Source organism: Cerasibacillus terrae, from assembly GCF_008039555.1.
In the GTDB taxonomy this organism is placed as follows: Bacteria; Bacillota; Bacilli; order Bacillales; family Amphibacillaceae; genus Cerasibacillus; species Cerasibacillus terrae.
Window position 1 is genome coordinate 201,144 of the sequence record NZ_VDUW01000004.1, and the last position, 13,813, is coordinate 214,956.

Genomic DNA, 13,813 nt, shown 5'->3' on the forward strand with positions numbered 1-13,813 from the left:
ACATCAACTTTTTTTGATGTGTTAATTAAAAAAAATAATTAACTATTCTCCAGAATAAAAAAGGCAACAAAGTTCATTAGATAAAACCTTTTTTAGTTCATTTGAATTGGCTGAATAATAATTCCATTTTCCTTCTTTTTCAACTGTAATGAAGTTCGCATCTAATAAAATTTTTAGATGGTAAGACAATTTTGATTGACTTAACTTTAATAACTCACTCAGATCACAAACACATGTTTTTCCATTTGTAGCTAAAATATGTAGGATATACAGTCTGTTGCTATCAGATAAGGATTTGAATTTTTTTTGATAGTTAAGCAAGTCGTTATCACAAATATAAACTTGTGTTTTCACAATGTATTTTCTCCCATCAAATTATTTTGATATATATATTATATTATGTTTTTTCTGGAAAAATGTCAACGGATTTATAGATTTCAATTTTTAAACAAAATAACATTACTCGAATCTTATTCTAGTTAGTAATATGTGCTGTGCAAAAATAATTAGTTATTACCCAATAATGGAAGGAGTTTTTCATGTTTAAATAGGTGTTCCGCTTCTGATAATATAGTTGGAAGAAATGTATCCAACATTTCAAGTAGTGAATTTAAAGATGCTTGTACATCCCCTTTCTCAAATTCTGCTAAAGGTTTTGGTAATTCATCTTCATCTAAAACAAAATATCTTCCATCTGGAAAAACAAGCACATCGATAATCAAATCTTCAAAAGATAATACTTGTTCTGTTATGTAAGTGTTTTTAACTATATTAAAATAAGCCCCTAAGTATTTCCCATGTTCATCACGCCAAATGTATACATTATAAGGACACTTTTCCCAATAAAATGCTAGTGTATAACTCCCTTTCCGAATGGTTAATTCTCTTTCACTTGCTGTCATTGTAAATGGTGTTTCAATTTTATGAAAAAGTACATGTCTTTCTTTTTTCGTTTCCAACAAAATACAATCATGTTCAACAATTGTTTGATCATAGCGTATTTTTCTTTCTATCATCTTTTTAAGTTTTGGCATCCTTGATTAACATTCCCTTCTCTTTCAACAAAAGATTCCTATCTAGCTTAACATGATTTGAAACGTTCTAACTAAAACATCCTTCATTAAATTAGGAAAAGCTGAACCCGTAGCGGATTCAGCTCAATAAAGTTTAAAATCATCACAACTTCGCAAACTATTGCGGATGCATAAAATCATTCAAAAAGTAAGGTACATCACTTTGGTAATATGCTTTTCGTTCTTCTACATAATTTCTAGTTTCTTCAAAAAATGCATCATCTAATAGCGGATATTTTACTGTTCGTACTTGATCTAAGATAGAACCATGGGAGATTACCATATCAATACTTTGAAGAAAATTGTCCACGACTTTTTGTGAAGGTGTAATCCCTATAACATCCTCGAAAATTTGTTTATCCTCTTCTACATCTAATGCATGATATGGCAATTTCATATCAATGTGAATCCCGTCAACAAGGTTTTCCTCATATAGTCGTTGTACTTTTTTATGATAGATTCCACTCGTTGTCACAATTATTTTTCCGTCAAAAATCTGACGAACATTCCGCAAAACATCACATATTTCGTTTATATTATCGATTAAAAATTCACCACCACTGAACATGACAGCATCAAATAAAAATCCACCTTTTTCCAAGTATTGATACAAGTCCTCTCTTGTTTTATGTTCTTTTGGTGTATTGGCAATAATTTCATCATAATTATGACAGCCGAAACAATGTAGTGGGCAACCTGATAAAGTATGAATTAATAGTGTTGTGTGATCTGGTAAATCATTAAATGTCCGAATAAAATTTTTATAAAATTTCATGATATATACATGATAGGAGAATTTTGTTTTAAAATCCCCTATCCATGCACAACCTCCTCCATTGTCTCTTCTTTCAAGCGATTCCGTACATTCCAATCATGTCGTCTTGCTTTGGACCAGAAATTATATTTCCCTTTATAATACCCTTTTTCATCGACTTGGATATTATTTCTTGCAATCATTTTTAAGTAACCAATTACCCGACTAAATGTTGCGATATCTGTGGAATCACATGTTGGACAATGTTGAATATTTTTCGCATCTTCTGCAACTATTTTTTGTCCACAAGACATACAAGACGTAATGGTTGGTGTCAATGTAATATAATTAATTGGTTTTTCAAAGATTTTATCCAAATATTTCACTAGCTTTTCTGGAGCAACTTTTGATTCTAAAAAGTGGTGTAATACACTTCCAGATGTTGCATATCCTTGGAATTCTGCACTGTTTTCAAGTTGATCTAAGAAATCTTCATCAGAGAATGGTGTCATACAACCACTTGTTAGATATGGATCTTCTCCTTCTCCTTGTACGAAGATTTCTCTACCATGTTTTTTCGCCCATTTCACATCATGGCGAGCAAGTTTGATGGCCGCATTTTCAGCTGGTGCATATTCAATTCCACATGCAACTTTATCTCTCACAATAAATTCATTTACAATTTCTGTCATATATTGCATGATTTCATGAGCAAATAATTTTCCTTCTGCATCTTTTATTCCGTCTTTATAACCTAAATTAATTAGACCTTCATGCATTCCTGTTACAGCGAATACGTTGAAATAATTTTTTAAATCGTCATTATAAGAGAAGAAAGTTGGATATAATTCTTTATTATTTTCAATCCATTGACGTTTTGCCATATGTGCTTCTTGCATTACTTCCATGTATTCACGCATTTTGGATTTTAATTGTTCTTTATCATGGCCAAATTCTAATAACATGCGGTTCATGTTTAAATTCAGTACTTGAACAGCACCAGTAGAACCTGTAGAGGAACCAAAGATACCTCCACCTGCTTTAGAAAGTGTCTCTAAGTTAATCTGTAAACGACAGCATAAGCTACGGCTTACTTCTGGATCTCTAGCTTGAATTAATGGATTTAACTGTTTATAGTATGGATCTTCAAATGGTTTTATTTTAAAGTTTTCAAAATATACGCCACCCCAATTGTACATTTTATCTAAAAGTTCTAAGAAGAGTGGGTTTTCATAGTTAAAATTATCATCAATTTGAACTGTTAATAATGGGAAAGTAAATGGAATCCCGTCACTACCTGTTCCTTTACTCATCACATTGATAATCGCTTGATTAATTCGATCAAAGTAAGTGCTAGGAATATCCTTATATTGAATAAGGCGTAATTCGCCACCAATGATTACATACTCATCTTTTATCTCTTCAGAAGGTTTTCCGAATTCTAATGTAGCGTTAGAGAAACTACTTTGGGCACCAGAACGTAAAGGCATATTTAATTCCCAAATCAAACTTTGGAATAATTGTTCTAACTCATCATCCGTATATGTATTGCCACGTTCTTCTTCATCTTGTAGGTAAGAAGCTGCAACTGTTGTTAATTGAGCAAGCATTACAGCACCAGATACTTGTTGTGAAACGAGTGTAACCACATTGCTAAAATGGCGAAGCAAAATGGACAAGCGTTTCGTTGGTTTTGATGAAATCATATTTTTGGCTAAAGACGGGATACCTTTTGATGCAATATCCATACAGCTAATAGAAACACAATAAGGTGCTAGTTGCCTATCATGTACATAAACAATTCCTTCATCATACAATTCTTTTACTCTTGGTGGTAAAACATGTTTAAATAAATATTCTTCTTCTGCATGATTATTTATGTTGTGGCGCAAAAGTGAAACGGAATAAACAAAGTTACTGTTTTCGTGTTTTAAGTAATCTGCTTTTTTATCTTCAGTATCTGACGTGAATTTTTGAATAATTTGTTCGGTATTTTTAAACATGACTTGACTCTCCTTTTTGATATGTATGGATTATTTGCATAAGCTCTTTCGGATTAACTCCAGTACTTCGTGCGATTTCCTTATTTTCATCATCTAATAATATGGTTGTTGGTACAGACATAATTTGAAATGATTGTGCCGTTTTCGAATCCTCTTTTGCATCAACAGTCTCAAATGGAACATCTTGTTGCATTAAAAAATTCGAGACTACGGGACATTTCGGACATGTCGCTGTTTCAAACTTTAATAATCTCAATCATATCCCCCCTCTTCAGACAATACACACTATAACACAATATATAGTATAGATAAGTGATTTTAGTCACTATATGTTGAAATTTTATATTTTGTACCAGGCATAGGCTATTGACTTATAATCCTTGTAAAACAAGACTGATACAAAACGATAAGAATAAAAAATATATGATAAGGAAAAATAAGTATCGCAATTATGGAGTTTTAAAAAGGAGAAAAATAATATGCTTGATAAAAAAGTAATTGACATTGTGAAATCTACTGCACCGATATTAAAGGAGCATAATCAAGAAATTGGGGAGCGTTTTTACACCTTGCTGTTCTCAAGAGCTCCTGAATTATATAATATGTTTAACCAAACAAATCAAAAGCGTGGTCTTCAACAAGGAGCATTAGCATACGGTGTTTATTTGGCTGGAGCAAATATTGATAATTTACAAGCTGTTGAATCGATGGTAGAGAGAGTCACCGAAAAACATCGTGCATTACATGTACAACCAGAACAATACGAAGTTGTAGGAGAAGCATTACTTGATGCTGTACAAGATGTGCTTGATGACAGTGCAACAGATGAAATTATAGATGCTTGGAGAAAAGCTTATCAAGTATTAGCCAATTATTTTATTGATATGGAAAAGAAACTTTTTCAAGAGGTTGAAGAGCAACCAGGTGGATGGGTTGGAAATCGTACCTTCATTGTTGAACGGAAAGTAAAGGAAAGTGATCTTGTTACGTCCTTTTATTTAAAACCTGAAGATGGCCATGCTATTCCTACCTATAGAGCTGGGCAATATTTGACATTGCAAGCAGATATTGATGGAGAAAAATATTCCCATATGCGACATTATAGTTTATCAGATGCCCCTAATAAAAATTATTACCGAATTAGTGTAAAGCGTGAAGATGCCCGTAGAGATGCACCAGCAGGTATTGTATCCACTTATCTTCATCACGATGTTCAAGAGGGAGATAAATTACAGTTAAGAGCACCTGCTGGTGATTTTACGATTCGGACAAAAGATAAACCAATTGTGTTGCTTAGCGGTGGTGTAGGTATTACACCGATGATGAGTATGTTTAACACCTTAATTGAAACAGAGCCCAATCGTGAAATTACGTTTATCCATGCGAATGCAAATAGTAAAGTACATGCGATGAGAGAACATGTGGAAAACATGGAAAATAAACATCCAAATGTAACTTCTTATATATGTTACTCACATCCTACAGATGAGGATAAAGCTGAAAAACGATTTGATAAGGAGGGCTTTGTAGAATTGGATTGGCTAAAGTCTGTGTTATCCGATAATCAAAAAGACTTCTACTTTTGTGGACCACTTCCATTTTTACAAGCAATGGATAGTGCTTTAAAAGAATGGGGAGTCCCAGAGGAAAATCGTACCTATGAACTATTTAGCCCAATTAGTACTATTGGAGAAGCTTAGATTACTAAAAAACTCAATGCGGTTAAAATATTCCTTATATTGAATACTTCAATCCAATTTGCATCAACGAAAAACTCCCAAGCAATCCCCATCTAAATGATAGGGAAATGCTGGGAGAGTTTTTCTTCTAAAATATTATGATGCTTTTTTATCCTCATCTTCAGCTTCATCTTTAAATGCTCTACCAGTTTTTAGGCTGATAACAAACCAGGCAATACCGACAACACCTAAAGCAAAGATGGTATCTCCGAATGATCTAAACCAAACTAAGTTTTGAATGATTGTTTGGTTTAAAAATTCAGCGGAACGTGCATACCACATACCATGCTCCATGCTGGCAATTGCTTGTAAGATTCCAACTGGTAACAGACTTGTTACAGCCATCAAAAATAAACCAATATTTAATGCCCAGAAAGAGAACTTCAGAAGTTTTGTTTTCCATGGGCGTTTTCCATATAGACCTCTTAATGTGTATAGCATTAATCCAATACCTAACATTCCGTACACACCAAATAATGCAGTATGGGCATGTAATGGTGTTGTGTTTAGTCCTTGAATATAGTACAAAGCAATTGGTGGGTTAATTAAGAATCCAAATAAACCAGCACCAAATAGGTTCCAGAATGAAACAGAAACAAAGAAGTAAATTGGCCATTTATAATGACTCACCCAAGGTTTTACCTTACTATGACGATAGTTTTCTATTGCTTCATAACCAATTAATACTAGTGGAACAACTTCCAATGCACTAAAGCTTGCTCCAAATGCTAATACCCCAATTGGTGTTCCAGAGAAATATAAGTGGTGGAATGTACCAATAATACCACCAGCTAGGAAAATAGAAGTAGAGAACAATGTAGCTACCGTTGCTGTTCTTACCTTAATTAATCCCATGCGTGAGAAAATAAATGCCATAACTACAACAGCAAATACTTCAAAGAATCCTTCTACCCATAAGTGGACAACCCACCATTGCCAATAAGTAACCATCGACATATGTGTGGATTCGCCCCACATTAATCCTGGTAAATAAAATGCTGGGATGGCAACAGATGCTAGTAAAAACAATATGAGTAAACTTCTGTTTTCATCTTTTTTCTTAATGGCAGGCCAGATAGCTCTCGCCATTAAGAAGAACCAGAAAAATAGACCAAATGCTAATAATATTTGCCAGAATCTACCTAGGTCAACATATTCGTATCCTTGGTGACCGAAATAGAAGTTTCTAGTTAAATCAGTAATATAACCTTGAACAGCTGCCCATTGACCGACCATTGAACCTAGTACAACTAAAATTAATGCACCAAATAATATGTTGACACCAAGTTTTTGGTATTTCGGTTCACGTCCAGTAACAGCTGGCCCCATATATAATCCGGCAGCTAACCAAGCTGTAGCAATCCAGAATATACCTAATTGCTGGTGCCATGTTCTTGAAACCGAATATGGGAAGATGTCTGCTAATGGAATACCATAAAAGGATTGTCCTTCCACAGCATAATGCGCTGTAATGATACCTAAAATAACCTGTAAAACAAGTAGAGCAGAAACAATCCAAAAGTATTTTTCAACTGCATACATGGATGGTGTTTTCTTAAATTTTAACAGTGGATCCGTATCTGGTAATTCGATAATATCTTCTTTTTCACGTTGTGCTGCATAATACCATGCAAGCGCTCCAACACCTGCAAGTAATAGAATAACACTGATAATAGACCACATAATATTACCTGTTGTCGGTTCATTGTCAATCAGTGGTTCACCTGGCCAGTTATTGGAGTATGTAATCTCCTGTCCAGGACGATTCGTTTCTACTGACCATGTTGCCCACCATAAAAAGGCATTCAATTGATCCATTTTTTCTTGATCAGAAACAGTATTTTTAGGCATTGCAATTTGCTCTCTATATTCATCCATTTCTGGATCATCCATAAAGACACTTGCATAGTAATCACTCATATGCTCAATCGCTTGCTTACGTATATCTGATACAACTATTTGATCGGACTTTTCATCATACGTATTCGTCCGTAGTTCTTTTTTCAGTCTTGCTTTTAAAGCACTTTGATCCTCTTCTGAAAGGGATTCATAATCTGTTTTATGTTCAGCATGTGCCCACTGGTCGAGAAGCCATACAGATTCTCTATGCAACCAATCTGCTGTCCAGTCTGGTGCAACATAGGCACCATGTCCCCAAACACTACCAAGCTCTTGTCCTCCAATTTGTCGCCAAGCATTTTGTCCATCTTGTATATCTTCTTTCGTAAAAATAACCTCTCCAGAATCTGTTACAACTTCTTCTGGAATAGGAGGTTTTTCTTGATAAATTTCGCCACCATAATAAAGTAATACCGCAAAGGAAGCAAAAAATACGATTCCTAACGTTATCCATAATTTTTTATAACTCAATGCACTCCACCGCCTTGATGTAAGTTAAATTTGTGTAATACTATATATTTCTCTTTGAATCTATTTTTCTATCCACTCCATTTATTTTTTGGCCATCTTATGTAACAGATGCTTATTTCCCTTCTTTCTATGCCCTTTTAAAAAATAAGTAGAATGCTGATTTCTTTTTTATATTAAATAAAAGCGACTGAGAAGCATGTGATGTCCATCACATATTTTCATGGAAATATGACAAATATGAGAAGTTTTTTTGTAAAAATAAAGCGTTATATAGACCCATACATGATGTGAAACAGTCTAGAAAAAAGTATCTGATTATGTTTTCCATTCCATAAATGTGTGCATTATCGCGGAATTGAAAATCACATAAAAATAAGGGATAACTGTTGTACAGCTATCCCTTATTTATGGATTATTTTGTTATTATAATTTTACCATTATCTGTTTCTAATTTAATCGTATTGTCTCCATTTCCGATTACTGTATCCCAGTCCGATTGATTAAAAACATCGATACTTCCATTATCAGTCTTTAAATCAAATATAACATTTGTTGGTTCTTTTTCTGTTTGAATTTCAATTTTTCCATTATCCGTTTTAAAATCTATAGAACGCTCTAAATCTTCGGTTATTAAAGAAATACTTCCATTATTTGTTTTACTGGATAATGTACCTGTAACATGATTTAAAACAATCTTACCGTTACTGGATTTTGTGGTGACAGTAGAAGCATCTACATTTGCAAGATTGATTCTGCCATTATTTGAATTTGCAGTAAGGTTATCACTAGCCATATTATTTATTTCGATCCGCCCATTATCCGTACGTATATCTGCTGTTTTTACATCAATTTCTTCTATCATAATTCTTCCATTATCACTTTCTATTTGTAATGATTCATATTGTTTTTTTGGTATATATAATTTTAATGCTGAACCTTTAGAAAAGAAGTCAAAGCGAAACAATTTCTTTTGATTCATATCAACATGAACTTCAAGAGTTGAATTCTTTACTTCACTCGAAAAATTATAATCCGAATAATTGGTTCTATATTCCAATATCGCATTCTTCTCATTCGTAGGAATCAGTTCTATTTTTGCACTATCTACTGATATGTTTATCGTATCAAATACTGTATCGATAATTTTTTCTTCTTTCATTTCTTTGTCTGAATATAATGTTTTAAAATTAAATAGGCTCCCAACAATACCAATAATTAAGAGGACAGAAGCTACCATTACTAATTTTTTAAGCATTTTTCAGCCCTCCTTTAACAAACTTAACATTCACTTGTAAATATTTTGTAAATCCACGAATCAATAGACGGGTAGCGAAGTACATTCCAATGGTTATAAATAAACCTACACCCGAAAGCACAAAGGAGATAAAGAAATCAAACCACAGAAATGTATCGGGATAGATGAATAAATTGATTAACACTAAAAGAGGAGAAATAGTAAATGAAATACCAACAGCCCATCCTCCAAGTACCAAACCTGCAATCGCAATAAAAGGTCCAAGTACAATAACGAGGTTGAAGAAACTTAATCCAATCACTGCCCAAACAGCTCGTAAAACATCACCAGCCGATGCATTCGTTTCTACCTTTTCAAGATGATAGGAAGCAATCATTTCCTTCGCTATTTTATTCGGTGAACCGAGTGATTCGGAGATTTCCTTCTCAGACTTACCTTCCATTTTTCCAATTTCAAAATGTTCCTTGAAGTCATGTAGTATGTCTTGACGCTCTTCTTTAGGAAGCTTTTTTAAATATTTATCCAACGTACCCAAAAACTGATCTTCATTCATCATCAATCCCCTCCTCAATTAATTCATTCACTGCTTTTGAAAATTCCTTCCATTCCTGCATCTGTTGATGAAGGTGCTTTTTCCCCTTTTCAGTTAAAGCATAATACTTACGTGCAGGTCCTTCTTTTGATTCTTGAAAATATGTTGTAAAATAATCTGCTTTCGTCAGTCTCCTTAATAAGGGATATATTGAACCATCAGAGATTTCAATTTTACTTGAAATTCGTTGCACTAGTTCATAACCATAACAGTCTTTTTTATCTAATAAAACGAGAACACAGAGCTCTAAAATACCCTTTTTAAATTGAACATTCATATTTTCACTCCATCCTATTATCAGCTACCTTGCAATGAACAATACTCAATATTAATATAGCATATGGTACTGTTCATTACAAGGTACCTATTTTTGTGTAAAAAGGGCATTATTCATAGATTTAATGGACTGTGTTGGAATTAGAAGAAAAAAGAAATGAATCTCATAAGGGGTAACATGTAATGGACAAGCATTTATATGTCATGATATTATGAATTATGAAAATATTAATTTAGTGAATCTTTTAAAACTAATTAGCCATTATAACTAGGAGGAATTTGCATGTTTCGTACGATGATGAAAAGTAAAATTCACCGTGCTCGTGTTACAGAAGCTAATTTAAATTATGTAGGAAGTATTACCATTGATCAAGATATTTTAGACAAAGTAAATATATTACCACATGAAAAAGTACAGATTGTCAATAACAACAATGGTGCTCGCCTTGAAACATATGTAATTGCTGGTGAAAGAGGTTCAGGTATGATTTGTTTAAATGGTGCCGCAGCAAGACTTGTGCAAAAAGGAGATGTTGTGATTATTGTTTCTTATGCACTTGTTTCAAATAAAGAGATTGCCTCCCATCAGCCAATTATTGCCCTAATGAATGAGAAAAATGAAGTGAAACAATTGATTCATGAAGAAGCTCCTTTAACAGATGGTGAAATATATAATATGTAAAGAATATTTGGCTGGGCAGAAATTTTAAATTCAACTGAACCAAAAACATGTAATCTTTGAGACGAAAGTTTTCTATTTCAAAAGGAGTTATCCAATTTATAGAGGTAGGTGAGGAAAATGGAAATTTTCGATTCACATTTACATATTATTGACAAAAGATACCCACTTATTGAGAACCAAGGATTTATGCCCAATCCTTTTACTTCTAAAGATTACTTACAAATAGTAAAGGATATAAATGTACGTGGAGGAGCAGTTGTATCAGGTTCTTTTCAGGGATTTGATCAATCCTATTTAATCGATACACTAAAAATACTTGGTGATCAATTTGTTGGTGTGACTCAATTACCCCACAACGTCCCGGATGAGTATATTATAGAACTTGATAAATATGGCGTAAAAGCAATCCGTTTCAACGTAAACCGTGGAGGTTCTGAAGATATTTCACGGTTAGACTATTTTGCAAGAAGAGTATATGAATTGGTAAATTGGCATACCGAATTATATATTAATTCGAACACTTTACCAGAAATAACTACAATAATAGAAAAGCTCCCCGCAGTTTCCATCGACCATTTAGGTCTATCTAGACATGGATTGCCTAATCTTCTATATTTAGTAGATAAAGGAGTAATGGTGAAAGCAACCGGTTTTGGAAGAGTTGATTTTGATGTTGCAAAAGCGATAAAGAAAATCCATTCCATAAACCCAGATGCTTTAATGTTTGGAACAGACTTACCTTCTACAAGAGCAAAATGGCCTTTTCGTTTTTCAGATATTAAGCTAATTAAAGATGCACTTGATGAAGAAGCAGCTAAAAAGGTTTTCTATAAAAATGCGCTTCAATGGTATTTGAGCAAGTAAGTATTTTTATTTTATTCTTGGAATTTTTTTATTATATTTAATAAATTGAAAGGATGTTGAAGATGGTAATTGCAAAACCACTCTATCGACCATTAAAACTAGAAATATTATATTATTTAAGCATTCGGATAAAATTATCCTCTAATGAAAAGCAATATTATTTAAATTTGAAAAAGGGCTATGAAGGTGAGCGGGAATTTGCATCCTGGTTAAAGGATTTATCAGATAATTATATTATTTTATATGACGTACTACTCGAACACAATAACAGCCTGTTTCAAATAGACGCATTAGTACTTACCCCAACCATTGTTTACCTGTTTGAAATAAAAAATTACGAGGGAGATTTTTACATCGAATCAGACATATGGTACACCTCGACAGGAAACGAAATCAAAAATCCTATCCTCCAACTTAGGCGATGCGAATCCGCTCTTCGAAGTTTCCTCCAATCCTGCGGTTACACCCTACCAATCAATAGTCACGTAGTCTTTACTAATTCTGAATTTGCTTTATTCCAAGCTCCTCGAAACCAGCCCATTATTCTTCCAGCACAACGAAATCGTTTTATCAAGGATTTAAATATGAATGCCCCTCATTCCAAAAATTATACACTTGCTAAACAATTCATGTCTGCTCACCTACAACAATCACCATACAATCTTGCACCAAAATTTGACTATAATTCCCTAAAAAAAGGTATCATCTGTGCGACATGTGGAGCTTTTTTATCACCAACTAAAAATGTGCAATTTGTATGTGAACATTGTGGCCATAAAGAAAAAATAGATACATCTATTTTAAGATCGATTCGTGAATTTGAAATTCTTTTTCCAAATAAAAAAATAACTACCAATATCATTTACAATTGGTGCAAAATTATCTACTCAAAAAAGACGATTAGAAGAATACTATCAAAAAATTATATGATTGTAGGGCATGGCAAAGCAGCTCATTATGTGCCAAAATGAGCTTTTACATCTCCAGTTGGGTGACCGATTTTCTGACTTTCTCGCTTTTTCGGGCATCCATTTTCGATTGGATGACCGATTTGCTGGTTTTCTCGCTTTTTCGGGCATCCATTTCCGGTTGGGTGACCGATTTGCTGCTTTCTTCACTTTTTTGGGCATCCATTTCCGGTTGGATGACCGATTTGCTGCTTTTCTCACTTTTTCGGGCATCCATTTCCGGTTGGATGACCGATTTGCTGCTTTCTTCACTTTTTCGGGCATCCATTTCCGGTTGGATGATCGATTTTCTGGTTTTCTCACTTTTCCGGGCATCCATTTCCGGTTGGGTGACTGATTTTCTGACTTTCTCACTTTTCCGGGCATCCATTTCCGGTTGGATGACCGGGTTTCCGACTTTCTCACTTTTCCGGGCATCCATTTTTAGCTAAATGATTGATTTTTTGGTAGAAGAATTAATAGTATCTTAACAATAATACAATATATTGCATATACCAATGCTTACCTTTTTATAGTATAATTGAATTTATATACTATTTTAGAAAGGGTGAGTTGTCATGCCAATTCCAAGTGACCATCAAAAACCAATTCGTCAATCAGCGAAAGAGAGTGCATTTAACCAACTCCAGCAATGGATTATTGATGGTACCATGCAACCTGGTGAAAAATTAAATGACTCTGAAATCGCCCGTGCATTAGGAATTAGTAGAACTCCAGTGCGAGAATCATTGCAGTTACTAGAAGTACAGGGCTTTGTAAAAATGTATCCGGGTAAAGCAACTCAGGTTACCGAAATAGATAGAGAATCAATCCACGACTTGCTACCACCTTTAGCAGTTTTGCAAGCGCTATCTACCGAATTAGCTATTAATCACTTAAATAATAAAGTGATCAACCTGCTTGAACAAACAAATAAAAGATTTGCTGAAGCAATTCAACTAGAAGATTACTTCTCTGCATTGAAAATTGACGAAGAGTTTCATGAAATCATTGTTGATACAGCAAAAAATCCATATATTCACTCGATTGTAACTTCACTTCAAGCACATGTAAGGAGATTATTTTTCCATAACTCCATCATATTAACTAAAAAATCAATTGATGAACATACAGCTATCATTGAATTAATGAAAATAGGAGCAAGAGCGAAGGCTTCTGAGGTAATGAAGGAAAATTGGCTTCGTGCCATTGAAGAATTCACCCGAATTTCCTCACCATCTTAAGCGCTTGAACCTCT

General features: G+C 33.8%; 15 protein-coding genes. 5 read left to right on the forward strand and 10 right to left on the reverse strand.

Features of this window, described 5'->3' with window-relative positions; genetic code table 11:
• Positions 1 to 42 precede the first annotated feature (42 nt).
• The 5 genes from FHP05_RS08105 to FHP05_RS08125 all read right to left on the reverse strand — a co-directional run bounded on the left by FHP05_RS08105 (position 43) and on the right by FHP05_RS08125 (position 4,086).
• Complete coding sequence (locus FHP05_RS08105) at positions 43 to 354, reverse strand: ArsR/SmtB family transcription factor (protein ID WP_230973962.1); 312 nt, start codon at positions 352 to 354, stop codon at positions 43 to 45.
• A gap of 152 nt (positions 355 to 506) precedes the next feature.
• Positions 507 to 1,034, reverse strand: a complete 528-nt coding sequence (locus FHP05_RS08110; RefSeq protein ID WP_147666907.1) for a DUF402 domain-containing protein — start codon at positions 1,032 to 1,034, stop codon at positions 507 to 509.
• A 157-nt stretch (positions 1,035 to 1,191) separates the two neighbouring features.
• Positions 1,192 to 1,848: a 4Fe-4S cluster-binding domain-containing protein gene (locus FHP05_RS08115; protein ID WP_147666909.1), complete on the reverse strand. Its 657-nt coding sequence runs from the start codon at positions 1,846 to 1,848 to the stop codon at positions 1,192 to 1,194.
• A gap of 38 nt (positions 1,849 to 1,886) precedes the next feature.
• Positions 1,887 to 3,830: an anaerobic ribonucleoside-triphosphate reductase gene (gene nrdD / locus FHP05_RS08120; RefSeq protein ID WP_147666911.1), complete on the reverse strand. Its 1,944-nt coding sequence runs from the start codon at positions 3,828 to 3,830 to the stop codon at positions 1,887 to 1,889.
• Positions 3,823 to 4,086, reverse strand: a complete 264-nt coding sequence (locus FHP05_RS08125; RefSeq protein WP_147666913.1) for a thioredoxin family protein — start codon at positions 4,084 to 4,086, stop codon at positions 3,823 to 3,825. The genes nrdD and FHP05_RS08125 overlap by 8 nt, the downstream gene beginning before the upstream one ends.
• Positions 4,087 to 4,309: 223 nt before the next feature.
• On the opposite strand from FHP05_RS08125, the gene hmpA reads away from it, so the two are divergent.
• A complete protein-coding gene (hmpA, locus tag FHP05_RS08130; protein WP_147666915.1) occupies positions 4,310 to 5,530 on the forward strand; it encodes an NO-inducible flavohemoprotein in 1,221 nt (406 codons plus the stop codon).
• A 135-nt stretch (positions 5,531 to 5,665) separates the two neighbouring features.
• Here the strand turns inward: hmpA and FHP05_RS08135 are convergent, their stop codons facing one another.
• The 4 genes from FHP05_RS08135 to FHP05_RS08150 all read right to left on the reverse strand — a co-directional run bounded on the left by FHP05_RS08135 (position 5,666) and on the right by FHP05_RS08150 (position 10,063).
• Positions 5,666 to 7,939: a nitric-oxide reductase large subunit gene (locus FHP05_RS08135; protein WP_147666917.1), complete on the reverse strand. Its 2,274-nt coding sequence runs from the start codon at positions 7,937 to 7,939 to the stop codon at positions 5,666 to 5,668.
• A gap of 412 nt (positions 7,940 to 8,351) precedes the next feature.
• Positions 8,352 to 9,194, reverse strand: coding sequence for a DUF4097 family beta strand repeat-containing protein (locus tag FHP05_RS08140; RefSeq protein WP_147666919.1), 843 nt, complete (start codon positions 9,192 to 9,194; stop codon positions 8,352 to 8,354).
• Positions 9,187 to 9,747 carry an HAAS signaling domain-containing protein gene (locus FHP05_RS08145; protein WP_147666921.1) on the reverse strand — a complete coding sequence of 187 codons (561 nt, stop codon included), beginning with the start codon at positions 9,745 to 9,747 and terminating at the stop codon, positions 9,187 to 9,189. Before FHP05_RS08145 ends, FHP05_RS08140 begins: the two co-directional genes overlap by 8 nt.
• Positions 9,740 to 10,063: a PadR family transcriptional regulator gene (locus tag FHP05_RS08150; protein ID WP_147666923.1), complete on the reverse strand. Its 324-nt coding sequence runs from the start codon at positions 10,061 to 10,063 to the stop codon at positions 9,740 to 9,742. Before FHP05_RS08150 ends, FHP05_RS08145 begins: the two co-directional genes overlap by 8 nt.
• 282 nt (positions 10,064 to 10,345) lie before the next feature.
• Here FHP05_RS08150 and panD point away from each other — a divergent pair, with 282 nt between their 5' ends.
• The 3 genes from panD to FHP05_RS08165 all read left to right on the forward strand — a co-directional run bounded on the left by panD (position 10,346) and on the right by FHP05_RS08165 (position 12,579).
• Entirely contained in the window at positions 10,346 to 10,744 is a 399-nt protein-coding gene (panD, locus tag FHP05_RS08155; RefSeq protein WP_147666925.1) for an aspartate 1-decarboxylase, read from the forward strand.
• Between the two features lie 117 nt (positions 10,745 to 10,861).
• Positions 10,862 to 11,608 (forward strand): amidohydrolase family protein, encoded by a 747-nt coding sequence (locus FHP05_RS08160; protein ID WP_147666927.1) that lies wholly within the window; start codon positions 10,862 to 10,864, stop codon positions 11,606 to 11,608.
• Positions 11,609 to 11,670: 62 nt separating this feature from the next.
• Positions 11,671 to 12,579, forward strand: coding sequence for a nuclease-related domain-containing protein (locus FHP05_RS08165; protein WP_191126292.1), 909 nt, complete (start codon positions 11,671 to 11,673; stop codon positions 12,577 to 12,579).
• Between the two features lie 4 nt (positions 12,580 to 12,583).
• Here FHP05_RS08165 and FHP05_RS08170 read toward each other — a convergent pair whose 3' ends face one another.
• Positions 12,584 to 12,997 carry a hypothetical protein gene (locus tag FHP05_RS08170; protein WP_147666931.1) on the reverse strand — a complete coding sequence of 138 codons (414 nt, stop codon included), beginning with the start codon at positions 12,995 to 12,997 and terminating at the stop codon, positions 12,584 to 12,586.
• A 136-nt stretch (positions 12,998 to 13,133) separates the two neighbouring features.
• Here FHP05_RS08170 and FHP05_RS08175 point away from each other — a divergent pair, with 136 nt between their 5' ends.
• On the forward strand, positions 13,134 to 13,799 hold the full coding sequence (locus tag FHP05_RS08175; RefSeq protein ID WP_147666933.1) for a GntR family transcriptional regulator: 666 nt from the start codon (positions 13,134 to 13,136) through the stop codon (positions 13,797 to 13,799).
• Positions 13,800 to 13,813: the final 14 nt, after the last annotated feature.

Bases quoted from the DNA above. Each gene is read 5' to 3' on its own strand.
- FHP05_RS08110 (WP_147666907.1), bottom strand. From the start codon at position 1,034: ATGCCAAAACTTAAAAAGATGATAGAAAGAAAAATACGCTATGATCAA.
- FHP05_RS08115 (WP_147666909.1), bottom strand. From the start codon at position 1,848: ATGAAATTTTATAAAAATTTTATTCGGACATTTAATGATTTACCAGAT.
- nrdD (WP_147666911.1), bottom strand. From the start codon at position 3,830: ATGTTTAAAAATACCGAACAAATTATTCAAAAATTCACGTCAGATACT.
- hmpA (WP_147666915.1), top strand. From the start codon at position 4,310: ATGCTTGATAAAAAAGTAATTGACATTGTGAAATCTACTGCACCGATA.
- FHP05_RS08140 (WP_147666919.1), bottom strand. From the start codon at position 9,194: ATGCTTAAAAAATTAGTAATGGTAGCTTCTGTCCTCTTAATTATTGGT.
- FHP05_RS08145 (WP_147666921.1), bottom strand. From the start codon at position 9,747: ATGAATGAAGATCAGTTTTTGGGTACGTTGGATAAATATTTAAAAAAG.
- FHP05_RS08150 (WP_147666923.1), bottom strand. From the start codon at position 10,063: ATGAATGTTCAATTTAAAAAGGGTATTTTAGAGCTCTGTGTTCTCGTT.
- panD (WP_147666925.1), top strand. From the start codon at position 10,346: ATGTTTCGTACGATGATGAAAAGTAAAATTCACCGTGCTCGTGTTACA.
- FHP05_RS08160 (WP_147666927.1), top strand. From the start codon at position 10,862: ATGGAAATTTTCGATTCACATTTACATATTATTGACAAAAGATACCCA.
- FHP05_RS08165 (WP_191126292.1), top strand. From the start codon at position 11,671: ATGGTAATTGCAAAACCACTCTATCGACCATTAAAACTAGAAATATTA.
- FHP05_RS08170 (WP_147666931.1), bottom strand. From the start codon at position 12,997: ATGGATGCCCGGAAAAGTGAGAAAGTCGGAAACCCGGTCATCCAACCG.
- FHP05_RS08175 (WP_147666933.1), top strand. From the start codon at position 13,134: ATGCCAATTCCAAGTGACCATCAAAAACCAATTCGTCAATCAGCGAAA.